We start from the raw sequence: 1,884 nt of genomic DNA on the forward strand, positions 1-1,884 counted from the left end.
CGAAAAACCCTGCCGTATGGAGTCGAATTATACGCGGTGCATGTTAAAACCTAACACCGACAATAAGAGGACGCACCCTTTAACAATTTAATTAACGTAGTAATCGGCTGGGGTGCGTTCCGCTTGATGTATTGCAAGTCAAGTCATTAGGTTAAACGTGGTTAACTCTAACTGAGAGCGTCCCCGAGCTTAAATCCACTGAGCCGCCTGTGTTGTTTGATAATACCGCTGTAACAGTATTTGATGCAGATACATAACCACTTAGCGTTAATCCTGACAATGACCGATTAAATGATATATTATCAACAAAATCACCTAAAACCGCACCTGTGACTGTAACCGTTGTTGTTGCAGTTGCTCCGCTTGCGATACTTGCAGGGTCCCAAATTGTAGAGCCCGTCAAAACATCATATAAAAGCGTATTTGCGCCAACTTTTACAATCCCAGCGGCACAAGATTGATAGATATTGCCGCTAATAAAATTATTATTTGATGCGCTAAATTCTCTAATAGCCGCACCTAACCCCCCATTAGAATCATTTAACGTATTGTTAACTATTTGTGAATTTGTTAATGCGCCAGAAATTAAACCAGAATTAGAGCCTGTGGCATCACTATTGTAAGCCGTATTTGACGAAATAACGCATTGATCGCCTATTGCTTGAATAGCATTGTCAACGCAGTTTGACACGCAATTATTGCTAATGACAATCCTCTTTGCATTAGCGATAACGAAAGGAAGTGTGGTTATGATAATGCCATCCCCCGCAACGGTATCGATATTATTTCCTACAATACTTATATTCTCTAAACCAGTTGCAACAACGTTTATACCTCTAAACATAACATCGGGCGAATCGTTTTTACTATAAATAGTATTACCAATAATTGACACATTTCTCAAAACAGCGGAGAACCCAGCCCTTTCGTCTAAGCTGATTCCGTAAGCGGTCGGTCTTGCGCACATTATATGATTGCCGCTAATTGTGCCTCCGTGAAATGCTTTAGTATCGCCAAGCGGTGAAACTGTGCCGTCTGCAACCCTGTTTGTTAAACTGATAGTACCGCCAAAAACCTTGTTATTACTGATTGTATTGAAATCACCACGCGCCTTAATATTATTGTACGTTCCGATGGCTATATTTGAATCAATCAAGTTATTATCGCCTGACGAAACATAAACAGTGTGATTAGCGCAATAATAGCCTGTGTTGCCTGACACAATGCTGTTGTTTGTGCTTAGGCCAAACAAAATCCCCTGCGGATAATTTGCGATATAATTGTTTATCAATTCGCATTTTTCACCATCTGAAATGTGTATTCCGTGATTATCAGATGAACTTTCGCTTAAACCGTCAAACATCCCAGTCATGTGACAATTACAGACTACAATTCTTGCGTTAGATTTTACAGAGTAAACAGAAGTTGGCTGTTCAACAAACACGCAATTATCAACGAGGCAATCGTCAGCATTTACATATACGCACGCTGCTGCAGCATCGTTATTTCTAGCTGTTGGTGTTGATAACACATTAAATTCTAAATCTTTGATTTTTGTATCCGAGGCAGTGATATTAAAAACTTTTGCACCTGCCCCTAATGATGTCCAGTCTACAATTAAAATTGCATTTTGCTTACCGACAATCTCTACTGAGCTTGTTACGTTGATTGTCGAGGATAACTTATAATTACCACTTTCAATGTAAATTCGCTTAACTCCGGAATTAAAAGCAGTAGAAAAAACAGATGAATCATTAAATAATGTGTTTGCCCTTGCGCCAAATTGTTTAACCGTTGCATTGTAAGAATCGACAGCAAGCCAACGACCAGCACCGCTTACGCTTGTAGGCTTGATGACAGTGCCGCCGTTGTCTGTAGCCACAC

General features: G+C 40.0%; 1 protein-coding gene. It reads right to left on the bottom strand.

Annotation, left to right across the window (positions count from 1 at the left end; translation table 11 throughout):
* Nucleotides 1-151: 151 nt before the first annotated feature.
* The coding region (locus Q0212_RS14130) for a right-handed parallel beta-helix repeat-containing protein (RefSeq protein WP_297926620.1) at nucleotides 152-1,884 on the bottom strand (1,733 nt) is incomplete at its 5' end.

The sequence above is a fragment of the uncultured Agitococcus sp. genome, assembly GCF_937920075.1.
In the GTDB taxonomy this organism is placed as follows: domain Bacteria; phylum Pseudomonadota; class Gammaproteobacteria; order Pseudomonadales; family Moraxellaceae; genus Agitococcus.